Source organism: Parabacteroides sp. ASF519 (genome assembly GCF_000364265.2).
Classification (GTDB): domain Bacteria; phylum Bacteroidota; class Bacteroidia; order Bacteroidales; family Tannerellaceae; genus Parabacteroides; species Parabacteroides goldsteinii.
Genome location: NZ_AQFV02000006.1, coordinates 1,944,030 through 1,966,167, shown reverse-complemented (window position 1 = coordinate 1,966,167; position 22,138 = coordinate 1,944,030). Strand labels below are relative to the sequence as shown.

Genomic DNA, 22,138 nt, shown 5'->3' with positions numbered 1-22,138 from the left:
CAAATATAAAGGCAGCTATTCCTATTTAAAATAGCAAATAGCTGCCTATTTTGTGGATTATTATTGCTTACTGTTCTCACACAAATCAAACGAACGTCCTTTTTGTCCGTTCTCCATCTGATACAAAGTCCAACCACTGTTATCCGCCTTTTTCTCCAATCGCCAACTCAATGCCGGGTTTTGTAACATCTTACGAATATGCGTCGGAAAAGCATCTGCCCTACGAGCTTCTTCCCAGGTACGAACCACATTGAATATCGCATATTTTTGCGGACAACTTTCTACATCTTTCTGACCGATCCTGAACGCATACGTACAACCATAACCGATAGCCGTAGCTTCAATATGCTCATAATCTTCCACCGTCGACTCAGCCGTAATCGGGAAGTTACCACCAAATGAAGACGGGAAAAAGTTGGCGTAAGTAACATCGCGAAGGTCTTTACCCTGACTGGTCGTACTTCCCCATACACGCTTCTTCACATCATAAATATTCAAACCGCCTCCTACATTCCAAGTGCTTTGATAATGCCAGGAGCCTTCCGACAAAGTCGCTCCCGTAAAACGGATATCAGGTAAACCATGCTTCTTCGCTTGCTCAAACATATTGCGGAAGAAACATTTCACGCCATAACCGCCAAAACCAGTGTGGAAATAAAACTCCTGTCCGTCATAATCGAACATGCCCAATCCGCTGTTCTTGCAAATATCGGCATAATGGCGTGCCAGTTCATCTTGTAATTCCAGGTTAGGAATCAATCCGGCATATGCTCCCCCTACCGCAGGTTGAAGTTTATCCACAGCATCCCCCTTTACATGAGCAGCAGGTCGAGTCCCCCAATAACCACGTGTCACTTTCATGAGTCGATATGGTTTTTCCTTTGTAACACCCATATAGTGAATCAATTCCTTACCGATCTTAACCATATTCAATTCCGGACTATGTCCTTCCCAACAAGCTACTTCTTCCAAATGAGTAGGATCATCGATATAAATCATCGTATCCGTCTCGTTCAAATTTTCCGTAAGAAAACGACGGTGCAAAATACAGATACTGTCCGATGGTACCGGACTACAATCCTTCGTTCCGGGTGCCATTGAGTTAGATATGGAGGTACGCCCCAAAATCAACCCCTCTTTAGCCAACAGGTCGGCATACTCGCGAGTAGACAAGTCCTTATCTGTGAAATGATAGCGTTTCTTTTCATGTCGCGGACCGTCAATGAAACCGCCATTTCCCCTATCGGCATGCAAGAAAGGTTGGTCGTACGTATGAATCACTTTCAATCCCATCTGTTTAGCATACGACGCCACACTGTCCATAAGTCCTCCGTATGTACATAGATCCGGCATGAAAGTTGTAGGATCTTTTACCCACTTACCCTGGAAAGTAGGATAAGGCAAGCCCTCATTCAAAACGATATCCTGAATAACTTCCATCAAAGCCGTACTATCCGGGCTACCCCACAAAGCGATAGACGAACCGATGAAATCCACTCCCGGAACATCCTGACGCATCATGTGGTTAGGTTCATTGTTTTGGAAGATAGGATTACCTTCCGGAGAATAGATCATTTTACCTTTCCGGCGATCACGCGAATGATAGCGTATATTAATTCGTCCGTTACAATCAACAAAAGCCGTATTACCATATAGAATACGGAAATACGATTCTTTCCGATTATAAAAAGCCACATCGTTGATTCCGTCGCCTCCCATCGTAAACTGTTGCCCTTCATGCAATGTTAACGGTAATGGATGATTCACCGGATCAGGCGTATGGGCAATATAACCCGAAGGACCTGTTTCGGATGTAAAACGTGATTCTCCGCCAATCGTATTATCATCCAACGCCAAAGCTCCGATAGCATACCCTACCGCAGCCGAAGTATCACGGGCCACCCCGATCATTTCCCCCAATAAATTGGTAATATTCGTATAATAATTACCCCACTGTATACCATCGATTCCATTACGAGGTTCCAAACTTTCCAACTTCAACTTGAAATATTTTGTCTTCTCATCCAAAGCAACCGTTGCCACAGAGCCGTTCTCGTATTCCAACCGATACTTGCCTCCGCTGTAATGAGCCTTTTGCGGATAATAATACCGTTTCAGGTCTTCGTCATAAAGAGACAACAGGGGCGACGGTTGGTCCGCCGGACTGAAATTACGACTTTCGCGTGTCAAGTTCCACATACCGGTGATATATCCCCGGTTATCTATATCGATACCGAAACGATCTGTTTTGAACGATTGATGCGTACCCGACTCGCAACTACATAACAACAGAGTTGCAGCTACAAAAGATAATGTTTTCTTCATGATATAATTTATATGTTTTATTTACTGTCTATATAAGAATACACTTCTTGTACCAAAAACATTTAGATAAACTAGTTAAAAAATTCCTTTTTAGAAACAGAGAGGTACAAAATTACAGGTTTCGGCTTTCCCTTATAATAGCAAATAATTACCTTTTCCGTGGATTATTATTGCAAGTAGTGCTAATGGTACTGATACTACTATGCTAGCCAGACGACATAGTAGTGCTGACATGATGGCACACCCACCCTATAACGTACGTATCCGTTGGAAAAAAACGTACGCTTTTCTTCCAACGGATTATCTTTAACCGACTTCACATCCGTATTCAACATGACAGCCCATCATTGATAAAACGATAGCTAAACATAATTTCAAACCCATATATGTTCTTATTTTATTATTCATGATCTATCTCAATATCAACCGTCGCCTTTTCCAAACCATCCGCCTCGATAGTCAAACGAAGCGGTTTATTTCCATCTCGTTTAGCTTTGACTATAGCCAGGAACAAACCGTTAAACGCCGGACGGGACGGTTCCGAAAAGGTGATCAAACAAGTCGGGTCACCATTATCAGTTGCAACAATTTCCCCGTCACCTTCCAAGCTACAGAAGATACGGTTCTCGGCTGTCGGCACATCGTATCCATCTTTATCCACCAACGAAACTTTAACAAAGACTAAGTCCTCGCCATCTGCTTTGATCAATGTTTTATCCGGTACGGCTTTCAGACGAACGGGATCACCGGTAGTCTGCACACGAGCTTCCGCCCACTTTTTATGCTGCTTATAAGCTACAGCCTTCAACTCTCCCGACTGATACACCACGCTATCCCAACGGAAACGGTATTCATACGGTTGCTTTTGTTTCTTTCCCAACGACTTGCCATTCAAGAAAAGTTCCACCTCATCCCCCGAACTATATACAAAAACAGGTGTCACTTTACCTACCCGATCGGGAAAATTCCAGTGTGGAAGGATATGTACCATCGGCGTATCTGGCATCCAACGTGCCTTATATAGGTAATAGCGGTCTTTCGGGAAACCAGCCAAATCGACAATACCGAAATAACTGCTCCGCGACGTAGGGCGGTTACGTTCTATCTTATTCAATTCTTCACGCTGCTTAGCCAGTTCTTCTTCTGTCATGGCAGCCGAGTGATTCAACAAGACACTGGCATCACTATTAAATGGAGTCGGTTCGCCCAAATAATCAAAACCGGTCCATACGAATTCACCACAAATGGCCGGATATTTATCCAATGCAGCAAACTCCCAATCAGGTAGTCCTCCCCATCCGGGTTGCGTCAAATCATAAGATGAAACATGGAGTTGGCGTGGAAAATATTCGCCCCTGGAACTCATTGTCGAACTGGATTCACTCGAATAACCCGACAAATGCTCATGTCCTTTCTTATTCAAAAACTCTCCATAAAAATCAGGTCCTCCATATACGCCTGCCGCATAATTCATTCCATGGACATCCACCTGTAATTCCGTTCCATTCACGGCAGACTTACTCGGATAAGAAGCTCCAAACGTAGCCGGACGGGTCGTATCGAAACGATGAACCACTTCTGTCAAATGACGGACAATGCCCAGTTCCGGATTATATTGTTCAGGTAACTCATTTCCCGTACTCCACAGGATAACCGATGGATGGTTCCGGTCCCGGCAAATCAGCATTTCTATATCTTTTTCATGCCATTTTTCGTATAAAGAACTATAGTCATACTCTTTCTTTCCTATTGTCCAACTATCGAACAATTCGTCCATAACCAGAAACCCCATCTTATCTGCCAGCTCCAACAATTCCGGTGCCGGAGGATTATGAGAGGTACGTATTGCATTACAACCAAAACTCTTCAGTATGCGCAATTGTCGCTCCATGGCAACCTTATTCACTGCTGCCCCCAAAGCCCCCAAATCGTGATGGTTACATGTCCCGTTTATCTGCACGCGCTTGCCGTTTAACAGAAAGCCGTTATCATGCGTGAACTGAATAGTCCGGAAACCAAATGGTGCATCATACACATCCACCAGTTTGTTTTTATTATAAACCGACACACGGGCCAAATAGCGGTTAGTATTCTCCAGACTCCATCGTTTAGGAGAGTTCACAAGCAAAGAGACCGTATCGCCAGTCAATTGGTTTGGTTTCAACAGTAATTGTTTCTTTAAACCGACTGCAACTTTCGCACCCGGTACATCATCCTTATCCAGTTCATAAATATCGACCATGTACTGTCCGTCTACCGCTTCCGATAAATTATTCTGTATTTCGACACGGACCAAGGCATTGGCCTGTTCGTCTGTGATTTCAGGTGTTGTCACAAAAACACCCCACTGCCCCACATGTACAGGATTCGTTTTCACCAACCGTACATGCCGATAAATACCGGCACCGGGATACCAACGGGAACCGAACTTTTCGGTATTCAGCCGGACAGCCACCACATTCTTTTTATCATACAAAAGATACGGAGTCAAATCAACCCGAAAAGAGCTGTATCCGAAAGCCCATTCACCCACTTTATTCCCATTAAGCCACACTTCGGCATTCGCCATCGCACCATCGAAATCCAGATAAAACCGTTTCTTCTTATCCTTCGACGATACTTCAAAGTATTTACGGTACCAGCCGATCCCCTGCCAAGGCAGTTTTCCGGTATACCCATCCAAGTCGATACGGAAAGGCCCCTCGATCCCCCAATCATGGGGAACATCCAGCCTCCTCCAATCCCAATCGTTATACGAATATGACTGTAAAGAATCCGGTTCCTCCACACGCGAACCATCTGCCTGCAAACCAAACCGGGCAAACCGCCAGTCTCTATCAAAATTCAATTCGGAGCGTTGGCCCCAAGCCAACAATCCGAACATGTTTATACATGCAATAATTAAATAAAATTTCCTCATATTGATTCTATTGTTTTAAATTTCCGACAAATCCATACACATTACCCCCAAAATCCACTGCGAAAAGGCCATTTCCCGACACGGCAACAGTTGCAAAGATTGGAGCTCCCATATGATGACGCCACTGTAAACGTCCTGTTTTGGCATTGATTGCATAGAGTGTCCCATCGGAAGCCCCTATATAGACCTGATCCCCACAAATGACCGGGCTGGCTTCCACCGTTGCCGGATGGTTCCCTTGGTAAGGGGTGGAGAGAATCATCGCTTCACGGGTCTTGAAACGCCATTTTTCTTCCAACGTCTCTTTATCCAATGCTACCACCCCATTGGTAGAAGTACCGAAGATGATCGCATCGTCCGTCACCAAAGGAGTAGAAGCCACCTCGACCCCTTCACCCAATTTCTTACGCATCAGGATACGCCCAGTCTTATTCTCTACCATCAACAACGAATTGGCGGAGGTAACATACATGACATCTCCCCATACGGCTGGAGTAGCCGCACGGAAGCGCAAATCAGAATCCCAATCGCCCCAAAGCATTTCACCAGTCTTCGCATCGTTGCCGAACAAGCCTCCCCAGTGTCTGCTACCAATTATTACATTATCCTGGCTCAACGCCAAAGTAGCCACACAGCCCTCTCCACGTCCCCAGTCCTTATTTTGCCAAATGATTTCACCAGTCGTAGCCTTAAATGCAGTCAGTTGATAACCAGTACCAGCATAAACAATGCCATCTTTAGCAATTAGCCCATCGTTCAAAGCTGGAGTCACGCCAATTTTCAAATCCTTTTGCCAGGCTATAGAACCATCAGATTTCTTCACTGCATACACGATACCTTGTACATCCTGAGCAAATATCAAATCTGATTCTACAGCAATACTATTGCGAACGGATGATTTAAGCGAACATTTCCAGACGATATTACCGGTAGTTGCCTCCATTTTGGTCAGAGACGCTTTTCCTGTTTCGTTATCATCAATTGAAGCGACATAAACAAAGCCCTCGCTAACTACCGGTGCCGACATATAAATGTTGGAACCGACATTTTTCGTCCAAGCCAAGCGAGGAGCACGAAGCGTATCTTTCACAATACCAATATGCTCCGGATTTCCCAATAGATTCGTCCAATCCCCACCGGCTACAATCCGGGACGTATTTTGCTTGTCATACAAAAAAGAGGCCGTCTTTTTACCGATCTCCCCATTTGCATAATGAGCTTCGGTAATAACGGTCACATAATGCCCTTCGGCTATTTGCGGCAAAGTCATCTCGGCCGTCCAGGCAAAATCGCTTTGTTGTTTCATCGGCTTACCAGTCAATAAAGTCTTCCCATCGAAAGTACAAGAATAACGTACCTTGGTTACCGGGCTAGCGGTTGAATAGGCATTCACAACCAAGGGGATAGTCCCTTCTGGGGTAATGGCCGCCTGGTGGTTCTGAATGGAAGCGATGACCATGTGCTTGTCCATATAGGAATAATGGAAATCAGAAGTAAAGTCGCCTTTGCCATCAATGTTCATGACACGGAAAGCGGATGAAGCATGGTCAATACCGCCATAAACCGGCGTAGAAGAACAGATCACACCAACCCCATTATCCGGATGGGTATACATATGGTTGACATGCCAATGCCCGTAAAGCCATGCCTTCAGGTTATGAGCCAACAAATCAACCGTTTCTTTATTCTTCAACGTATATTTAAAGTCAGGACACCTGCATTCGCCGGGGATGGTGTGGTTGAACACATAAACCGCTTTATCCTTGCCGACATGCTTCAAATCGTTCGCCATCCAAGTGAACACGTCATCCAACCGGTAGCTTGGCGCATGGTCGCCTCCCGGCATCGGGGTGACAATGTAATGCACGTTACCTACCTCAAACGAATAAAACGTAGGTCCATAGATCTTTTCGAATAATTCCTCCCCGTATTTTCCAGCAACCAGATCATGGTTACCTACCGAATAGAACACTTGTGTTTCGGGCATATTCGATGAATTCATCACCTTGATATGGTTATTTAAACCGCCTACGTAACAAATATCGCCCGTGTGGATAATAAAAGCTACCTTTTCATTGGCGGCATATTCGCGCATTCCTTCCGTCCATTCGTCTTGCCCTTGTTCCTCACCGATCTCGGTATCCGATATATGGATAAACTTATGGCTTCCATCACTTTTCACCGCATCATAGCGCAACAATCCGAAGTCATAGGTGGTCTGCCCCTCTTCAATACGGTGATAATACGCATTCTCGGTCTTATACCCTGAAGGAGTCGTAATAAAAATAAAACGCTCCTTCTCGTGCCCCGGCAAACAAAAACATCCTTTTTCATCGGTTAAAACTACGTTTAATCCATCGGAAACCGATATTCCTTTCATCAAAGTTTCACCTTTGTCCCAACGCCCATTATGGTTCGCGTCTACAAAAACTTTGCCGGTATGTTGCGCCGACACGATGGTAGGGAATGCCAACAACATTCCCAATACTATTTTTTTCATGCTTTAAATATTAACAAATTAGTCCATGCAAATATAAAAACGGCTATCGCTATTTAAAATAACAAATAGCTACCTTTTCCGTGGATTATTATTGCAATTAAACGTCACCTTTGCTATTTATTCGTAAACCGGAACCAGTTAAAATCAACATATCCATCCACGCCTTCCGCATTCGTGGTGAAGTTGAGCAAAGCGAAACGATTGCCGGTCCAAGGCAATCCCAGCTCCATCTTGTGTTCTTTACCGATTGGAGAGTAATTCACCCCATCCAGGCTGTAATAAAAACGTGCCGTAAAATTCTTGTCCATGACACGTGCCCTGAACCAAATCTTGTCGCCTTTAAAGTTATCCACCGATTCAATCTCCTTGTCACCGTCATACATGACAATCTTACGGCTGCTGCCTTCCTGCTTCACTGCCACATAAGCATAAGGGAGCTGGAAAACTCCCAGTCCTGCCATATTGCCATCTTTCATTCCCGACACGATCATCTCCACCGAACCTTCCGAAGACGGACCTTGCACACGCTGGGTCAATGTATTACGGGCTTCATATAACTTCGGGGCTTGCGAGGCCTTCAAACGCATATATCCGCGACATTCCGTCAACGACCATTTCGTATTGTCAGGATTGTGATTCCATTGCCATTGTAATCCCAACTGTTTACCGTTAAACTCGTCTGTCGTGGCCGGAGATGCCAACCGCTGTTGTTTCTTTCCCACTTCCGGTTTCGGATAGGTAATCACATCCTTACCGTCGACTCCCAACATGGGCCATCCGTCTACCCACTTCACCGGCAGCAAATGAGGTACACGGCCGATAGGACCACGGTCTTGCATGATGATAAACCACCAATCGCCATTCTTCAATTGTACCATTCCCCCCTGGTGCAGTCCGTTGGGCGGATAAGAGGTCGCATCCTCCACAATCACCTTATGTTCATACGGACCGTAAATATTCTTCGAACGGAGACAGACCTGCCAACCTTCCGTACCTCCTGCCGGGCAGGTGATATAATACATGCCATTTATCTTATACATGTGAGCACCTTCCATGCCGAAATTCGGCCCCCAGGTCCGGCTATTTTTAAATCCTTTCTCCCAAATCTCTACAGGTTTACCTTTAACAGATTTCACATCTTCATTCAGTTCTGTAATGAACAACCGGTGCTGGCCATGGACTACATATACTTTACCGTCATCATCGAAAAACAATCCCGGATCATACAAATACTCCGGAAATATCGTCCGCTCCCACGGTCCTTCCGGCTTATCGGCTATGCAAATCGAGAAATGACCTTGTTTGTTTCCCCACCCTTTAGGCGTACAAAAACCGACATAAAACTTACCGTTATGGTGGCGTATCGTTGCTGCCCACGAACCATTCATGTACATTGTTCCCCCTTGCATGTCAAAACGCGGGTCCTCATCATAACGATCGACCGCATAGCCGACCATTTCCCAATTGACCAAATCCTTCGACACGGCAATCGGACATCCGGGCACATAATTCATACTTGTCGACACGAAATAGAACTTATCGTCCACCCGAATAACATCCGGGTCCGGCCAGTCACCCCACATGATAGGATTCGTAAAAGTCCCGTTGCCGTTGTCGGGATTCCAAACCTGTTGCGCTTCCACAACATAACTAGCCATCAATGATAAAACAATGGCTAAACTTGATTTCAAATTCATAGATTCTATTACTTGTTAATTTTAATCAATATATACCCCAATACTTATTACTTTAGTCATTCGCAAAAACTTTTATTGAAACAACCGCACGAATCAACATCAATACCGAAATAATCGGTTTGAAAAGATTGAGACGTATTCGAATTACAGCCGGATAACGGAACGTTCCCAACCGAACAAAAGTAAAGGTTGGCTATTTGCCAAAACATAGCAAAAAACTGCCTTTTCTGTGGATTATTAGTGCATTTAACCACCTTAACATACTCCTCAGAAACAAAGTAAGCCCCGATACCCAAGCATACCCTGCTTAAGTATCGGAGCTTATCTCATCCAAGTCTATTCTATCTCAGGCCTGTCGCTCTCTCCGTTGTCCGGACGCGCACCGACATACAACGTCACCAGATAGTCAATCAGACGCGCCTGTTTCAAACGTGTGACCGAAGTACTGAAATTCAAATCAAACACTTATTTCAACGGGTCGAAAGTGCCGCCCCATTCATTATTTTGTTCCAACTTAGAGTTACGATCTAAGTCATCCTTTTTGATCGGATAGAACCAATGGTTGTTATCCAGATTAAACCGCCACAGAGCCTTGTCGCCATCCACACATTCGATGTAATTGAAACGGAACAATTTGTTCACTTCCGGATCGAGCATGTCTTTCGTCCAATCGAAATTTCCCTTTTCTACGATGCTGTAATCGTTGATGACCAACCAAAGGGATGAACGGTATTTTATGTTGTTCAAGATATCGAAACGTTTCCAACGACGCAAATCGTTCCAACGCTTACCTTCATAAGCGAATTCAATATAACGTTCAGTCATATAAGCTTCGCGAATATCACCCTGTGAAGTAGCTGTAATACCATAGTTACCAGTTGTGTTTTCTATACCGGCACGTTTACGGACATCATACAACACCTGCAACGCTTCACCGCTCTTGCCCACTTCATTGGCACACTCGCCATAATTCATTAACACTTCCGTGAAACGAATTTCAACCCAATCGACTTGAGCTTCATAAACCTTGCTGGCATTGATGTTATAATCGAGACCTTTGCGTTGATAGAAATTCGAACTAGCCCCTGCCGCTTTTCCAAATTCATCCATGGTAAGGTGTGCATAAGCTCCATCATCCAGTATATGCCAACCGTTCCAATACTTGTTTTCACCCAAAAGTACGTCGTCACATGGATACTCCATACCCGGACAGAAGACCGTCTGATGGAAACGCGGGTCACGGTTATTGTAGAACTCGTTTACAAATTTTTGGTTATAATCCATATCGTTAGCCAAACGGTTCACATCCAACTCCAACGGTGTTCCATCGGCTTTTGGGAAAGCCAACAGTAAAGGTAAGATCGCTTGGTTTTGTTCAGCCATATCCCTTGTCAAAGGAAGCGGACGGATATTCTTCTGATCCAGATAATGATCCGGACCAAAGAACTGGTTCACCATGATCACCTCACAGTTCTGTTCGTCATACCAGATATCAGCATATTTACCTTGATATAAACCTTTACCTACGCCCTGTAAGAAGTCGACTGCGGCTTTGTTGGCTTCGTATGCTTTCTGCCAACGATCAGAATCATGGTTCGGATTAAACAACAGACTAGCGTATGCCAACAGGATACGTCCTTTCAATGCCATCGCACACCCCTTGTCAATCCGGGCATAATTGGCATCATCCCAAGTATCGGGCAACAAAGAGATGGCTTCGTCCAAATCCTTTACGATCTGTGCCATACATTCGCTTGTTGAATTACGGGAAACCAATAAAGAATTGATGTCCGATACGTCTTGTACTTCCAGAATCAAAGGGACACCGCCTAATGTAAACACTTTATCCCAATAATTCCACGCACGCCAGAACAAGGCTTGCCCACGCATTTGGTCTTTTTCTTTCTGAGTCAAAACAGAAGCATCTACCGTTTCCAAATTGGTTAGAAAGAAGTTGATCCGATCTATAAACCGATAATCCAAACCTTGCCCACTAATATCTACGGAATATTCTCCACGTACGTACTGATTCATTTCTGTCGGTCCATTCATACCCTCATCCGTATTGTTGGCAGCGATAGGCCAACCGGGCATCATATTACCATATATATTAGACAGAAACGCATCGATCATTTTGGCATCCTTCCATACCCCATCCGGTGTGATACCATTTGTATTTTCATAATCCAGGCTACATCCATACATAAAAAATGCACACAACAAACCTGCTAATAATTTGAATCGTTTCATTGTTACTCAGATTTAAAATTTCACATCAACACCAAAATTGAAAGACCGCATGATCGGATAAGCGTTACCATGTTCCAATTCCGGATCATAATATTTGAAGCTGCTCCATACAAAAAGGTTAGATCCCGTTACAAATAGCCGTACATTATCGAACAATTTGTTATAGAACTGGTTTTTCGGAAGATCATAGCTTAATGTTACATATTTCAAGCGCATGAAATTAGTCTTCTTCATCCAGAACTGGCTATCATCATTACGATAAGAACTTGGCGCATTTGCACTCACCTGTTTCGGCAGCATAGCATTCGGATTATCCTCAGTCCAACTGTTATCATACCATTCCGCCCAAACACGGTTCCATTCTACGTTACCAGCCAAATCACGGAAAGAACGGTCTCTACCCAGTTCACCGGAGAACATCATATCCAAGCTAAGACCTTTCCAACTGCCGCCCAGATTCAGACCATACTGTACAGGAAAGTTCTTACTACGCAGTACCACACGGTCCCAACTATCAATAACACCATCCGGTTTACCATCCGGTCCGGAATGGTCTTTATAGACAAGCATACCAAGTTCCGGCTTTATACCTTTGAACGTATAATTCGGATGTTCAGCATTGAAAGCGTCCAATTCATCCTGGGTACGGATGATACGGTCGAAATCGTAACCGACCCAACGAGTGGTAGATGTTCCGATTGGAATATCAATCCATTGTGCATTTTCGGCATAATCTTTGTACTTGATTTCATTCCAACCATACGACATAGTCAAATTACCATAGTAGTTGAAGTCGTGGCTTGCTCCCTTATACCCTAACTGTAAGTCAATACCTTGCGCATTCATCTTACCGTAATTTTCAGCAGGCATGTCACGGCTGAAAGTAGTAGGCAATGTCGCTTGGCGGTTATCTAGGATATCGTATGACTTACGGAACCAATAATCCGCACTCAAATTCCAATGGTCCAAGAAGTTCATATCCAAACCGACATTATAGTTCAACGCCTTTTCCCATGTCAAATTCGGATTGACTACATTTCCGTAATTCAAACCGACATGTTTAGAAGGATTCTTGCCGAAGTAAGCCGGTAAGACATTATTGTTATCATTGAGTTTGACAGCCGTATAAGATTCTTGCCATTGCCATCCGCCGACTGAGTCGTCACCGGTCAAACCGACAGAACCACGCAATTTCATATACTGAATCCACTTCTTATTAAAGAAACTTTCTTCAGACAATACCCAACCTGCCGAACCTGCAGGGAAGAATCCCCAACGCTGGGAAGGAGCAAAGTTCATGGAACCGTCTTCACGGAAAGAGAATCCTAACAAATACTTATTGGCATACGAATAACTGAACTGCCCTACGTATGACATACGTCCGTTCTTTGAGGAAGCATCCCCACCACCGGAAGTAAACTCGCGCGAGTTACCTGCCGCCCAGAACTGGTCAGTCATATAAGTCGGGAAAGTTTCTCTAAAACCATACACGCTGTCATTAAACCCTTCTGACCACTCAGTCAACAATACTGCTGCTACATTATGGACTTCGTTGAATGTATTAGCGTAATTCAAATAGAAGTTCAACTGTTGAGTATCTCCCCACTTAGAATCTTTGCGCAAATAATCCCTACCATATTGGGCAGACCGATGGATACCAACAATGTCTTCATCACGTGTAGACATGATACGTCCGTTAGCACCAGTATGTTTGGTAATATACATGTCATAATTAGTATAATACCCATTTACCGTATTATGTGTCCAAGTCTTGTTATATTGAATACTTGCACTTAATCCTTTCAAGAAAGGCATTTTATAAGTACCTTTTACAGTGAAAGTCGGATTCAAACGCTTGTCATAACGATATCCGTCATATCCCAATACACGGGCACCGACATTGGCAATCCAACCATAATCAATTAATTTACCACTATCTGTAAATACCGGCTGCTCCGGTTGCCAGATACGCAATTTCCCATACGTATCATATGCCCAATCCGTACCATCACTAGCAATACGACTGATCTTGTCATTTGTCAAAGAGAAGCCCGTATATAACTCAAAATCGTCAGTTACATTGGCGGTCACATTCATACGGATATTATATTTATCGTATCCCAATGGCGCCAAGAATCCTTCTTGCTTCATATAAGATGCCGCACCAAAATAATGGATCCGGTCATTACCGCCCGAGATATTCAAATTATGCGTTTGCGTAGTCGGATTCTGATATACTTCATCTAACTGGTTATATCCATATCCACCATTAATAGAAGCAATATGATCTATTTCTTCCTGCGTCCATTTATTAGTTGCTTCAGGATTGACACGGTTATATATCTCAGCAGTTTGTACACCATCTGTCAGATCATAACTTTTGGTTCTAGTATCAACAGAGAAACCATACGAATAATTGATTGTCGGTTTGCCAATCTTACCTTTCTTGGTCGTTACAATAACAACACCTCCAGACGAACGTGATCCATAAATAGCCGCAGAAGCCGCATCTTTCAAGACGGAAATATCCTCAATTTCATTTGCACTCATCGCATTAAAGGAAGTAGCATCCCTTACGACACCATCAATAACATAAGTTACCGGCTGCGGATTATATTTTTCCTCTTTCCAGGAAGAAACGGTACGAATTTTCAAACTAGGATTTGTACCGGGAAGTCCGTTTTTAGAAGAGATATTGACACCTGCCATTTTTCCTGCCAGCAAGTTTGCGGCTGAAGCTGTTGGAATGGTTGTCAGATTTTCTTCCATCTTCATATTAGAAACAGCTCCCGTCAACGATGTCTTTTTCTGTGTCAAATAACCGACTACAACCACTTCATCCAACAACTCTGTATCATTTGCCATCGTTATCTTGAGTGAATTTTTCCCTTTCACCGGAATCTCCATATTTTTAAAACCGACAAAAGATACAAGCAAAGTTGCATTGTCTTCTACATTTAATGAAAACTTTCCATCAATATCAGAAATCGTCCCATTATCTTTGGTCCCTTTCTCTAAAATGTTAGCTCCAATAACCGGCTCACCATTCGGGTCAACGATCACACCGGAAATTGTTTTTTTGTTCTGGTCTACAGCTAAAGTAATTGTAGATGTTACTTTCGGCTTGTAAATAGATATTGTCTTGTTTTCAATATCATACTTAACCTCCATTCCTTTAAAAACATCATCCAGAACTCGGTTTAAGTTTTCATCGGTTACATTTACCGTAACCTTCTGTTTGATATTAATATCATTATTACGTACCAGGATTGAATAACCTGTTTGTTGTTCTATGTCATCAAGAACTTTACTAATAGGGGCATTTTTGTGATTTACGGTAACCTTTACGCTTTGTAATGCCGTATTGGCATATACAGAAGTGGATATTACACCCATCGCCAAAAATAAACCCAATTGTTTGATTGAAAAATACTTTCTTTTCATACTTTTGTAACGATTTCGTTAGTTAACAACTAATTAATTCAAAAAAATCATTCAATGAATCGGAGAGAAGTGCCAACCATCTCCGATTCTTTTTTTAACCTGTGTTTTCCATATATTCTCTTTTAAAGTTAAACATCCTATTTTAATCGCAGTTTTACCTGTCTTTCAACATGATTACGCTTCCACTCTGTTCGAAACGATACTTTTTATCCACATCAATAAAATTAAACACTTCCTGAAGTGACATTGTCAGATTAATGCTTCCGGTAAAGTATTCATTTGCAACTTTATCACTCTCTACCCAAATCTTTACATTGTATTTCCGTTCTATATCTTTCAATATATCCAGAAAAGAAGCATTCACAAAACTCAACCGTCCGGTTGTCCACAAAGATGATTTATGAGACTCCGTCGTTTCGCTATATAAGGCACCTGTTTCACGATTATATATCGCTTTTTCATCCGGTTTCAAACGGACTTGTTTATTATTAGCCAATACATCTACCCCACCATTGATCAATGCCACTTCCGTCTCCGAGTCTTCCGGATACGAACGAAGATTAAATGTTGTTCCAGTCACTCTCACTTGCATACCACCTGCATAGACTTGAAAAACTTTTTCGACATTTTTTGCCACTTCAAAATAACCCTCACCTACCAAATAAACGTTTCGCTCCTTCTTCCCGTATGATAACGGATACTTCAAGACAGAGCCGGAATTAAGGACTACCGTTGAACCGTCCGGTAGAACTACTTTGGTTTGCGAACCCAGAGGAACAGCCATTTCATTATATAGCTGCTCGCCTGATTCATCCAATTCATTATATATAAAAATAGAACCGATGGAAACAGAAACCATCAATAAAAGGATTACTGCAACGTTTCGTGTATAGATAAACCACCGGCGCCGGAAAGTAACTCCGGAGGTTAGATGCAACCATTCTTTCAAATAGGCATATCTGGTTTCTTTCTGAGATTCGAAGGCGGGAATATGAAGAAGTGCGTACAACTTTACCATCTCGTTGTACCGCTCTCTGTATAAATCAGACTCCTCTACCAAAGCGAACAAAGAAACCTTCTCCTCGTCCGTTATGGAACCTGAAATATAGTTACTCATTAGTTCTTCAAATAATATATCTTTATCTTGCATATACTGCTAAATTTCCGGTTGTTTAAAATAAATACACATCTCAACCGAAAAACATTTAGATAAAATCGAACTTTTTTTGATTTTAACAAAAGAAATAGAAACAATTTCTACAACCACCCCCATTGGCGCATTCTAACAATGCTCATCCTAAGGTCATAACAATGCCCATTCAAGCAACCTTACAATGGGCATTATAAGGTTGCTTGAATGGGCATTGTTAGAAAGACTGTTCCAAAGTGGCTTTTATCCCCTGAAATCAGCGGGAAAAAGTCAAGTCTATAGGATATTTTCCATACTTATTGATTGTATCTATCAGACATCGCACATTTTCCGTAGGGATCAGATCGTGAATACTATGATCTGTCGCAATTATATATCCTCCATCAGCAGCAGCCTCCCTGATACATTCCAAAACTTCTTTACGAACATCATCCGGATTGGAAGATGCCATCGTTACTTTGTTATTGATATTACCTATAGGCGTCAACCGTCCTTTGTATCTCTCTTTCACTTTTTTCAAATCCATCCCGGCAGCTCTTTCCACCGGATGAAGTCCATCGATACCGCAATCTACCAGATCGTCGAGGATATCCCAGATTCTCCCGTCGTTGTGCATAATAACCGGCACTCCCAATTCTTTGATACCGGCAACCAAACGCCTGAAATAAGGGATGAAGAAAGTACGGAAGTCATCCGGAGAAATCAACAAAGCATTCGTACCACCCCAGTCATCAGATATTTGTACACAATCGACTCCCCCTTCCTTTATAGCCAAACGGATAACCCCCAACGTCCATTCCAACACTGCTTCATTTATTTCATGTACCATTTCCGGATCCGTATACATGGTAATAGCCAATGTCTCGAAATCCATGATATACCAGGATAGCATGGTGAATGGTCCCAAAGTTCCCAACACGACTGCCAGGTCTTCCGTATTAGCAGCCTTCACATCTTTGAAAATTTTGAGACGATAAGGCGTATCGACCGGAGGCAAAGTATACGCTTCCCAATCTTCACGGCATTTTACAGGCGTATCGATTTGTGCGATGATCGGCCAGCCGTTTTTCTGATAGGTAACGCCCCATTCATCTTTGTATATCTCATTCGGTTCATGAGGGGTTTCTTCGATACCACAAAAACCGTTTATCGGCGTCCAGATGCCATCAATACCCAGCTTGGCAGCCAGCTTTGCCTGTGTTTTACCATCATACAAAACCGTTGTATATCCCAACAGCTCCTGCATAAGTTTCAAACTGAAAAGATGTTCCATAATAGGAATTCTGTCGGGTACACCACCCGATAATGCTGTCAAAAAACGTTCTCTTGATGTCATATCAATTAGATGTTAACTGGTTTAAAATCTCTACTAACCGCTGAGGCTCTTCTGTATAATAGTCTGCACCTATTTTCTGAGCAAAATCGCTGCTCACAGGTGCTCCGCCTATAAATGTTTTCACTTGAGGAAATTCTGCCTTTATAGCTGTATTGATCGACTCCATATTGACCATTGTGGTTGTCAACAAAGCAGACATTCCGACAAAAGCATCCGGATTTTCTCTGACAGCGTCCACAAACTTTTCTTCGGTAACATCTACCCCCAAGTCGATAATCTCATAACCATTTCCTTCCACCATCATACATACCAGATTCTTACCAATATCATGTAAATCTCCTTTTACCGTACCGATAATCAATTTACCTTTACGTTTGACCGAACCGTCATTAAAATATCTTCTCAGATGTTGCATGCCACCGCTCATAGCTTTTGCACTCATCAGAACCTGAGGCACAAACACTTTATTTTCTTTGAACTTCACACCGATATTGTTCATTCCAACGATCAATCCCTTTGTTAAAATATCATTGGGGGAATATCCCTGCTCCAAAGCCTTCTGTGTCAGTTCATCTGCTCCGTCTTCCCCTTTCATTGCCGGAGGATAAGGAGTTTTTGCATTGATCTTACCCACTTCGACACAAAGTGCTATTCTTTCTAATGTGTTTTCCATACTATTCTATTTATTTAGTCAATTGTTCCCTTCTTCTTATCTCTTTTACGGCATCTACCATTGCATAGAACCCCTCTATCTGCATGTAATCAGGTATTGAATTACCGGATCCCAGACCGTATCCGTTCGCTTTTTTACGGAACCGGGTACCTTCCTCCAAAACCTTGTTAAAGACCTGGTCATACGAATTCAGGATCAGATAGTTCATATCGAATCCTCCGAACAGGCCGATTTTATCCGAATAGTTATCGATCCATTCATCAAAAAGACATATCTGGTCTTCATTCGAATGTTTGGCATCTATCCCGTTCTGAAGAATATCAGGCATGATCTCTTTGATATTCCCACAGCAATGCAGTAAGAACTTCTTATTCTTATTATGTACGATATCGATCACTTTCTTATGCAGCGGTAAAATAAACTGACGGATCGTATCCGGTTCGAGCATAGTTGCCATACGATGCCCCAAATCATCTCCCATGCGATAGAAGACAAAAAGATCGTCGTACTCCTCCAACATCTTAGTCCACAATGTTTCGTAGAGTTCACCGATTTTCCGGAAGATGTCGGCAAAAAGTTCCGGGTCGAGATACTGCATGACACAAAGGCTTTCATAACCCACCAGATCCTGAGCTGTTTCAAAAATGCCGTATCCGCAACCACCATAGGCTTTCATCCCGGCAGGCATCACTCTCCGGATAGACTCCAACCGAGGCCTGTATGTTTCCCAGAAAATACGGGGAATATCGTCAAACGGATATCTGTCAAAATCTTCGCGGGTTTGAATAGGACCGAGCATCCCCCCTAATATGGCCCCATGACCGGGAAGGATTTCGCAAATCGCAGCTTCATAACTGAATGCATCATAGGTATTTTCTTTCCAGAAAGAAATATATTTACTAAAATACTCATCCAAATCAGAGCAGCTTTTACGGCCATTTAACGACAATTCCTCCCCTATACATTTAGAAACAAAAGGGGCATCGATATTATGCTCATACAAAGGCAAATAATCAGGTTTCTGATTATACAATACCTTTAGAATATTTCTGTAGTCAGGCTCAAACGTATTCATATTTTCTTAATTTAATTACATTCCTTATTACCTTTTTAATATGATCGATACAGGCTGATAGGCATGCATCTCGACGGACAGTTCATTATTCTTTATTGGAAACGAATCTCCCAACGGTTCACCGCGCAGATTACAGAATTGAGCAGACCGATATGATTTTCCGGATAATGTAACAGTACATTTGCCTTTTTTACCAGCTTGTTCCCAAAGTCTCAACAAGTCTCCCTCACCATCTGTATTCGGTCCGAAAGCAGTAACTAAAATTCCTTTTTTGGACAATGTAATCCCTTCAGAAAAGAACGGAAGTTCACCTCCATCATCCTCTGTATACGTTGCCATCAGAGGAACACGCGTTTCTTCTGTCGGTGTAATCAGAGAAGTCTCATTACTGTATTTATCGATCGACCACAGATATACTTTGGCGGAAAAACCTCCTTCTATCCATTCTGTAAAATTAGTACCCCACTGATTATTAAACAGATTGACAAAAACATTAGGCCGTTGTGGTATAAACTCTCCGGAGAAACGGAACAGACCGGGACGGTCCAGACTGACAGCCGGGGCATTCGGTGTATTTAAGCCAAACCCCTTCCCTTGATTATCAATAATAGCCATACCGGTATTCAGGAAGAAATAATCATGGTTGGTGTTCTTTACAAAATCAGTGGCCGGATTAACAACACCGCCGGTTCTTCCCAACCGGAATGAAGGATTCGACAGATTAAACGGAAAAGCAAGCCAACCACCTTCCGGTTGGGATTCAGCCGGTTTATTCCGTATCCCCCAACAAATTTCCAGATAAGGGGAGTTATCTTCTAACGTATAGGTTAATGTATAGCCATCACCAGCACTTGTCTGACAGAATGCGGTAGCACTAACTGAATGAGAGGTCTGCAAATATTTGATTTTATTTAATCTGCCCTTTATCATTTCATATTTCAGATCTGGATTTTCCGGCCGCCCCATCTCCTGATCAGCCCAGCCATGATGTCCGGGCTTCACATAATTCGCATTATAACGGTTGATTTCCTCTTGACCAAATTTCTCGTGGATATACTCTCCGAATCCATATTCATTCTTCCCATCGACCATTTCTTTCTGTTGTTGCTTATCCCAAACAGAAAGTAATGCACCGTTTTCCTTATTTATTTCTATTTTGAAATAGTTGTTTTCCAACACAGCTTTTACTTCATCAATACGGGAACTTCGGGAATCCTCAGATATAGGAGATGTTACCAACGTATAAGTCTTATACCCCAGGGATGAAATATCTTCCGCATGAAAAGACAGGTGATTGTAGTCGTTATATACCGGCAGAATCTTACCTGTCAATTCATCTTTCAAACCATAAACCTGGTAATTTTTTTTATAAACTCCCATATGGAAACTGACCAAACCCGAACGTTTCCAGGGAAGCGGGTTATAGACAACAACTTTACGTCCTTTAACAGCTACATTCTGAGCCAGTTTCTTCAAATCCTTTCGTAAAGAAGGAATAATATATTGTTCAGCGCGGTGTGCCCTACTGCCTTTTTCATTCCAGGATGTTTCTATAAAATCATACAGCCCTTGCGCCCTGCTGACTGTAAAATCGTCCCCATATTTCCAAAAATCCTGGTGTCCATGACTCATTGCCAGCCCAAAAGTATGTTCATCAAACAATAAAGATTGTTCAATAGCCTTTTCAACATAAGGTTCAACCGGTTCGGGAGTTATGTCCCACTGTTTGAGTAAGGAATTCAACGTTTCCGTATTATAAATGACACGCTGCATAGCCTTATTGATTTTTACTTCTTTAGGCATCGACATATATCCATGAATCCAGGTATCCGGCATATCCCCCTTTACTACAGGCAATGATGGGTTTTCTTTCATCAAGGCATCATAAAAATCTTCCAGCTGACCGATACGTATCCGGGCATTAGGTGCTTTTTCACGAGCTTCTTTCAATACAGCAGCAACATCTTCCGGTGTCGGAGCACCCGTATTTTCATGCGTATGTATCATTGCTAACCATGTCTTATATTTCCAGGTTGCCGGAGGAAGTACACCGGAACCGTAATATTCCGCCCAGTTAAAAGTGAGTAACCTCGAACCATCCGGTCCCTCCCACCAAAACAGGGTTGGTATATCCGGTGATACGGACCCGGGATTACAACCAATATGCAAAATCTTCACACCAGCCTGTGTCAATAATGTAGGAAGTATCCAGGAATGGCTAGGGACATCGGTAAGTTTAGCTCCACGTACCAACGGTTGGTCATATTTTCTATTTATCTGCGAAGAATAGGACATACCACGCACCAATGTTTCAAGATCACTCGATTCAGTCTCAAATGTGAATGGAAGTGCATGCACTTTGAAACGTCCATCCTTTAATGCTTTTTCTATTCCGGATTTATAAGCCTCAGAGGTATTTTCCATAATATATTTCATCGGCCAGCCAGGAAGAGTCCAAACAAATTGGTCTTCTTTAGGTAATTTACCCGTTTCCTCTACTGAACGTAATGTTTCATCCATCATAGAGGTTGTGTATTTCTGTAGAATAGATTCTGCCCAGTCCGTATAACCAATGTCGAAATGCATTTTGAAAACAATGATTATGTCTTCAACTTCAACCTTTTCGGCTCCTTTGTCTACATCTATAGCCGCAATCTGAGCTTTTAACGAGCTTAATGATAGTATGAAAATCCATACTGAAAGAATAAATTGCCTTCTCATATTTCATGGTATTATGTTTCTCTCTTAATCAACTTTACCGGTTAAGT

The 22,138-nt window shown here is 42.6% G+C and carries 11 protein-coding genes; all 11 read right to left on the bottom strand.

The window, feature by feature from the left end; all coding sequences use genetic code 11:
* Positions 1-60 precede the first annotated feature (60 nt).
* The 11 genes from C825_RS07580 to C825_RS07530 all read right to left on the bottom strand — a co-directional run bounded on the left by C825_RS07580 (position 61) and on the right by C825_RS07530 (position 22,091).
* A complete protein-coding gene (locus C825_RS07580) occupies positions 61-2,325 on the bottom strand; it encodes a hypothetical protein (protein WP_010802030.1) in 2,265 nt (754 codons plus the stop codon).
* Between the two features lie 400 nt (positions 2,326-2,725).
* A complete protein-coding gene (gene galB / locus C825_RS07575; RefSeq protein ID WP_010802029.1) occupies positions 2,726-5,245 on the bottom strand; it encodes a beta-galactosidase GalB in 2,520 nt (839 codons plus the stop codon).
* Positions 5,246-5,252: 7 nt separating this feature from the next.
* The gene (locus tag C825_RS07570) at positions 5,253-7,745 is read right to left on the bottom strand and encodes an outer membrane protein assembly factor BamB family protein (protein WP_044214791.1); all 2,493 of its coding nucleotides are present in this window, start codon (positions 7,743-7,745) and stop codon (positions 5,253-5,255) included.
* 113 nt (positions 7,746-7,858) lie between these two features.
* Positions 7,859-9,442: a glycoside hydrolase family 43 protein gene (locus C825_RS07565; RefSeq protein ID WP_010802027.1), complete on the bottom strand. Its 1,584-nt coding sequence runs from the start codon at positions 9,440-9,442 to the stop codon at positions 7,859-7,861.
* A 465-nt stretch (positions 9,443-9,907) separates the two neighbouring features.
* Positions 9,908-11,692 (bottom strand): RagB/SusD family nutrient uptake outer membrane protein, encoded by a 1,785-nt coding sequence (locus C825_RS07560; protein ID WP_010802026.1) that lies wholly within the window; start codon positions 11,690-11,692, stop codon positions 9,908-9,910.
* Positions 11,693-11,704: 12 nt separating this feature from the next.
* Positions 11,705-15,136, bottom strand: coding sequence for a TonB-dependent receptor (locus C825_RS07555; protein ID WP_010802025.1), 3,432 nt, complete (start codon positions 15,134-15,136; stop codon positions 11,705-11,707).
* A gap of 154 nt (positions 15,137-15,290) precedes the next feature.
* Positions 15,291-16,286: a FecR family protein gene (locus C825_RS07550; RefSeq protein WP_010802024.1), complete on the bottom strand. Its 996-nt coding sequence runs from the start codon at positions 16,284-16,286 to the stop codon at positions 15,291-15,293.
* Positions 16,287-16,542: 256 nt separating this feature from the next.
* Entirely contained in the window at positions 16,543-17,622 is a 1,080-nt protein-coding gene (locus tag C825_RS07545) for a uroporphyrinogen decarboxylase family protein (protein WP_010802023.1), read from the bottom strand.
* Position 17,623: 1 nt separating this feature from the next.
* The gene (locus tag C825_RS07540; RefSeq protein ID WP_010802022.1) at positions 17,624-18,295 is read right to left on the bottom strand and encodes a cobalamin B12-binding domain-containing protein; all 672 of its coding nucleotides are present in this window, start codon (positions 18,293-18,295) and stop codon (positions 17,624-17,626) included.
* Between the two features lie 10 nt (positions 18,296-18,305).
* A complete protein-coding gene (locus tag C825_RS07535) occupies positions 18,306-19,370 on the bottom strand; it encodes a uroporphyrinogen decarboxylase family protein (RefSeq protein ID WP_010802021.1) in 1,065 nt (354 codons plus the stop codon).
* Positions 19,371-19,397: 27 nt separating this feature from the next.
* Entirely contained in the window at positions 19,398-22,091 is a 2,694-nt protein-coding gene (locus tag C825_RS07530; RefSeq protein ID WP_010802020.1) for a glycoside hydrolase family 38 N-terminal domain-containing protein, read from the bottom strand.
* Between the last annotated feature and the right edge of the window lie 47 nt (positions 22,092-22,138).

Coding starts and splice junctions, on each gene's coding strand:
- C825_RS07580 (WP_010802030.1), bottom strand. CDS start 2,325: ATGAAGAAAACATTATCTTTTGTAGCTGCAACTCTGTTGTTATGTAGT.
- galB (WP_010802029.1), bottom strand. CDS start 5,245: ATGAGGAAATTTTATTTAATTATTGCATGTATAAACATGTTCGGATTG.
- C825_RS07570 (WP_044214791.1), bottom strand. CDS start 7,745: ATGAAAAAAATAGTATTGGGAATGTTGTTGGCATTCCCTACCATCGTG.
- C825_RS07565 (WP_010802027.1), bottom strand. CDS start 9,442: ATGAATTTGAAATCAAGTTTAGCCATTGTTTTATCATTGATGGCTAGT.
- C825_RS07560 (WP_010802026.1), bottom strand. CDS start 11,692: ATGAAACGATTCAAATTATTAGCAGGTTTGTTGTGTGCATTTTTTATG.
- C825_RS07555 (WP_010802025.1), bottom strand. CDS start 15,136: ATGAAAAGAAAGTATTTTTCAATCAAACAATTGGGTTTATTTTTGGCG.
- C825_RS07550 (WP_010802024.1), bottom strand. CDS start 16,286: ATGCAAGATAAAGATATATTATTTGAAGAACTAATGAGTAACTATATT.
- C825_RS07545 (WP_010802023.1), bottom strand. CDS start 17,622: ATGACATCAAGAGAACGTTTTTTGACAGCATTATCGGGTGGTGTACCC.
- C825_RS07540 (WP_010802022.1), bottom strand. CDS start 18,295: ATGGAAAACACATTAGAAAGAATAGCACTTTGTGTCGAAGTGGGTAAG.
- C825_RS07535 (WP_010802021.1), bottom strand. CDS start 19,370: ATGAATACGTTTGAGCCTGACTACAGAAATATTCTAAAGGTATTGTAT.
- C825_RS07530 (WP_010802020.1), bottom strand. CDS start 22,091: ATGAGAAGGCAATTTATTCTTTCAGTATGGATTTTCATACTATCATTA.